The sequence below is a fragment of the Bacteroides xylanisolvens XB1A genome, from assembly GCF_000210075.1.
GTDB classification, from domain to species: Bacteria; Bacteroidota; Bacteroidia; order Bacteroidales; family Bacteroidaceae; genus Bacteroides; species Bacteroides xylanisolvens.
In genome coordinates, this window is sequence record NC_021017.1 from 104,700 (window position 1) to 109,505 (window position 4,806).

Below are 4,806 nucleotides of genomic sequence, written 5' to 3' on the forward strand. Positions count from 1 at the left end.
TTCGAGGCGTGGCTGGGATTTAGGGGCAGGTTCCGGATGGGCCGGTAATTATAAAGAATATCCTGTTTTTACAGAAAGTGAACGTTGGTTTAAGATTCCGGATGGTACTTTTAATGGTGGATTTACCACTTCTGGTGTCAGTGGTGGAGCCCAAGCTGTGAAAGTAATTGTTTCTCAAGGAAGCACATGGGTTATAGAAAATAGTAATCAATTTTCTAATATCACAGAAATTATAGTTGAGAATGGTGGAAAGATAGAGGTCGCTAAAAATGGGAGCCTGGTATTAACTCAAGCTTCTTATATAACTGTGATGCAGGGAGGAAGTATTGTAGGCGACAGAGGTATTCAGATAACAAATAGTTCGGCCGGGCGTACGAACTATAATGCCGGTACGATTGATTGTGACTTTTTGAAAATTGATGGAGGGGGAAGTGGAGTTGATTTTGTGAATTATGGAACACTTAAACTGAATTCTTATAATGCTTCTACCAATGGTACCACATTGATAAATCATGGAACGATTGAAGTTGAAAATATAGATGGTAACAACAATACTAATATTAAAAACGGTTGTTATCTGAAGGCAGGAAAATTACAGTTTGGTACACTTGTTATGGGAAATACTTCCGAAGCTATTTGCAAAGAATTGACGGGTAATGGAAACAATAATAATATCGTGATGGAAGCGCAATCCATGTTGACTTGTACGGGCAAAGCTAATTTATTCAGAACAGTTACCGGTCCGACACAAGGAACTGCCTTATTAAGAATTCACACAATAGACAATACTGCCGGTTTGGCTCAATCTACTTCTAAAGTAACTAATAATATCATTTGTGAGATAACAGATCAAACATATAAAGGCGAAGCACATTATGACTGGTCTCCTTTTGCATGGTTAGTAAATAAAGGATTGCAGCAAGGTGCTACCTATTGTAACCCGGGCAAAGCAGAATTTATACTTCCTGCTGACGGTGACTGTATTAAAGAAGGATATAACTCTGATGAAGAACCGGATGATGTAGAGATCCGATATGCGGTTTATTCTTATGCTTTCGAAGATAACTATCCGAAAGCAGGCGATTACGATTTCAATGATATTGTGTTGAATGTAACTTTGCCTGCAGCCGGTAATGACGTGAAAGAACTGAAATATAAAATCGACCTTCGGGCGGTTGGTGCCGTGAAACAATTAGGTGCTGGTTTGAGAATACGAGGAATAGACAAAAATAATGTAGAAGAGGTAAGTTTTGGTGCAGGCGCTGCTCAACGTACTGGTTCATTAAATTCCGGGATATTTGAAAATGCATCTTATGAAACGAATGGTAATGAACTTGTGATTCCTTTATTTGGAGACGCACATTATATATATGGATATACAGGAGCACAACGTCCCATGTTGAATACAGGGAATGCTAGTACCCCTCTTACAGATATATACACTCTTGAAGTGAACGTCAAACTTAAGAATGCAATATCTGTCCCTAGTGTGACAGATGGCTTAGACTTCTTCATTGCTTATCAGGGGATAGGTCAAAAGAGAACGGAAATCCATTTGACTCATTTTAATTCGGCTACGGCGAATGGGCAATTGGCAGATAATGAAGTGCTCGAAGTAATCAAGGCAGTTAATAATACTTGGGCTCTTTGTGTTCCTGATAAATTTGCTTATCCAACAGAAACAACAGTGATAACGAATGCATATTCTAAATTTGCAGATTGGGCACACGATCAGAGCTCAACCACAGATTGGTATAAGACTGTTAGTAGTGACAAGGTGATTCAGTACTAAACTTTTCGTCATCTCTACACTTGTTACATAAAGTTTTAGAATCCCTGATTATACTGACGATTGTTTGTGTAATCAGGGATTTTGCTATCTCACATGTTTTGTTATTTCTCTCTGTTAGCAAGCAAAAACCTTTAAAATGCTGAAAATTTTGCTTGTTTTGTACAAAAACACCGTGTTTCTCATTGAAAAGCATCGTTATATTTGTGAAAAACATAAGGATAAAGTAAGCAAAAGATGCGGATAATGTCACCAAAAGCTATGGATAGAGTAAGCAAACCATTGGGATAGTGTCGCTATGTCGTAAATATTGTTAGTATTTTCTACTTTCCTTCCATTGGCTTTTCTATTTCGGTCTTTGATAATGATAAATAGAAAAGAATAAAAGGGAACTTTATTAGTATAGATAATATCTCTTTGGTGGTAAAATCTTTGATGATGTATCAAAAAGTGTATATATCGTGCCTGATTATAGAATAACGATTTGAGCAAATTCCTCTACAGTGACAGAAACTCTTTATTCCAATAAAAGGGAGGAAAGAAACGATTCCTGGTAGATTAAGAATTACAAAGTGTCAATGGTGACTTTTTGTAAACTATAGTTTCTATAAGATAGGTTTCATCAATTGTTAAGGCATTTTTTCTCTCTGTTACAATTATATATTTTAATGCTTTGTAACTATGAAGAGACAAAGAATAGTAGCTATGTTGAATAATAGTTGCTTGATGGCATAGCACGATAGAACTTCCGTAATGTACAAATCAAGCGATTTAAGGTTGAATAAACTTAAATCGCTTTTCTCCGCATCACTACTATCTGATCGAACCGCTTTTGTGACGGAGTGCCAACTATAATTTCCTTTGGAGGGAATCGCTTATCGAACTCATTAGCAGCTGATTTATCGACCTGATATATTTCATCTTCTATGTAACGTCCTTTAGCGTTGGCTAAAGCATTATCATATAATTCATAAACATGAAGAGCTGTGGCATACATATTATCTTCGGTGCGAATCCCTAATGTTTCAGCAGGAATGAATCCTTGCCGGAGGTAATAATCTGGGTCACCGCAAAGTAAAATGGCACGAAATCCCATATCGAAAGCTCGTTCTTTGGTCAGCGCAATCATTTTTCCTCCAATACCTTTCTGTTGATATTCGGGAAGAACAGAAATGGGCCCCAGACTCAATACTTCATATTGGTTACCGTCATCCGCCATGATAAATGATTTAAGGCAGACCACATTGCCGACAATCTTGCCATTAAGTTCTGCAACAATATCGAGTTCCGGTACAAACTTTGGATGGTTACGCATGATATGAAGGAGATAATGTTCGTCACATCCCGGAGAAAAATGATTCCAAAAGGCTTCCCGTGTGACATTTTCGGTTTCATTATAATCCGAAGGTTGTTCAATTCTAAGTTTTATATCCATCTTATCAAATATATAGTTACACAAATATAGAGAACAAAATTTGAATATTTACCTCTTTAAGGACGAATCTGTACATTATAGCAAGATGAGACAAAAACTCCCGATACAAAGTTTGAATATACACTAGTATCAGGAGTTTTGTGTATTGATGCATCAAGATTGTAGAGAATTAAACCTTGTTCATCTTTTGCGTGTACAGACTATTGATGATACCGTCGAACAGTCCGATGGTAGGTACAATAATTCTGGTGGCTTTTATATGAGTAGCTATCTCGAGAAATATTTCAGCAGCAGGTACAATAACATCGGCCCGGTCCGGTTTCAACTTATATTGCTTGATACGCTGTTCGGTAGAGAGCTTTCAATGTTTCATATATATCTTGCAGTGATCTTTTTTATTTTACTTTGTTTCATACTGAAAGAGAACTGTTTAAATTTTCTGCAAAAATATCAATGTGGGATGTAATCGTCATAACGATATTATTACGAACTTATTACAATGTTTATTTGTTATTTTTATATATCAGTAGAAACACTTATATTCGCAAAAGTATTGGAACAGACTCGGTTAAAAAATATAGAATTTATGAAAACAATGAATTATTCCCTTATTCGTATTCTCTTTGCACTTGTGATAGGATTGGTACTCGTGATTTGGCCAAATGCGGCTGCCAGCTATATTGTCATTACAGTTGGTGTTGCCTTTTTTAATTCCCGGTGTTATCAGCCTTTTTGGCTATTTCGGCCGGAAAAGACAGGAAGGTGAGGCGGCTCCCCGTTTCCCGATAGAAGGAATCGGCAGTTTATTATTTGGACTTTGGCTGATTGTGATGCCTGAATTCTTTGCAGATGTTCTGATGTTTTTATTGGGATTTATCCTGATAATGGGAGGAGTGCAACAGATTGCTTCTTTATCGATGGCACGTCGGTGGATGCCTGTTCCGGGAGCGTTTTACCTGGTTCCTTCATTGATTCTTATTGCAGGTATCATCGCTTTGTTTAATCCGACGGGAGCACGTAATACTGCATTTATAATTATTGGTGTGAGTAGTTTGGTTTATTCGCTTACCGAATTAATCAACTGGTTCAAGTTTACCCGTCGTCGTCCGAAGACTCCGGTGGTACATGACGATGATGATATTGAGGATGCAAAGATAATCGAATAAAAAAGAAGAGGACTGCTTCACAGCACCCCTCCCCGCAAACTTAAAACAACCAACAAAAGAAATAGATAATTTCATAACGGTGAACTGTGAGTGGTAAACGGTAAATGCGTTGCAGTGCAATTTGTTCACCGTTTATCGTTCACCGTTCTTTTTTTCTATCTCACAAATAACAGTTCCCTGTATTTCGGAAGCGTCCACATCTGGTTGTCAACAATGAGTTCCAACTTATCGATGTGGTAGCGGATTTCTTCTAGTGCCGGAACGATCGTGTCGTGGTAGGCAATGGCTTTTTCCCGTTCGCTTTCTATCTTGTTCGCAACCTTACGAGCTTCAATCATTGCATCTACATGTTCCTTGATGAAGGCTGTGCGGTCGGCAATCTCTTCAATAAGTTCCAGGTTTTTAGCAGACAATTT

Annotated in this window: 2 protein-coding genes and 3 pseudogenes; 2 read left to right on the forward strand and 3 right to left on the reverse strand. The window is 37.7% G+C overall.

The window, feature by feature from the left end; genetic code table 11:
• On the forward strand, nt 1-1,792 hold a 1,792-nt coding region (locus tag BXY_RS00440), incomplete at its 5' end, for an LruC domain-containing protein (protein WP_208946694.1).
• 784 nt (nt 1,793-2,576) lie between these two features.
• Here the strand turns inward: BXY_RS00440 and BXY_RS00445 are convergent.
• Together BXY_RS00445 and BXY_RS00450 are read right to left on the reverse strand one after the other, a co-directional pair.
• The gene (locus tag BXY_RS00445) at nt 2,577-3,224 is read right to left on the reverse strand and encodes a GNAT family N-acetyltransferase (RefSeq protein WP_009040496.1); all 648 of its coding nucleotides are present in this window, start codon (nt 3,222-3,224) and stop codon (nt 2,577-2,579) included.
• Nucleotides 3,225-3,393: 169 nt separating this feature from the next.
• Nucleotides 3,394-3,613: pseudogene (locus BXY_RS00450) on the reverse strand (Ppx/GppA phosphatase family protein); the annotation flags it as partial.
• A 197-nt stretch (nt 3,614-3,810) separates the two neighbouring features.
• Here BXY_RS00450 and BXY_RS00455 point away from each other — a divergent pair.
• A pseudogene (locus BXY_RS00455) lies at nt 3,811-4,390 on the forward strand (HdeD family acid-resistance protein).
• A gap of 155 nt (nt 4,391-4,545) precedes the next feature.
• On the opposite strand, the pseudogene BXY_RS00460 reads toward BXY_RS00455, so the two are convergent.
• Nucleotides 4,546-4,806, reverse strand: a pseudogene (locus BXY_RS00460) (glutamine synthetase type III); the annotation flags it as partial.

What these genes read in the sequence shown, in the direction of transcription:
- BXY_RS00445 (WP_009040496.1), bottom strand. Translation starts at nt 3,224, where the DNA reads ATGGATATAAAACTTAGAATTGAACAACCTTCGGATTATAATGAAACC.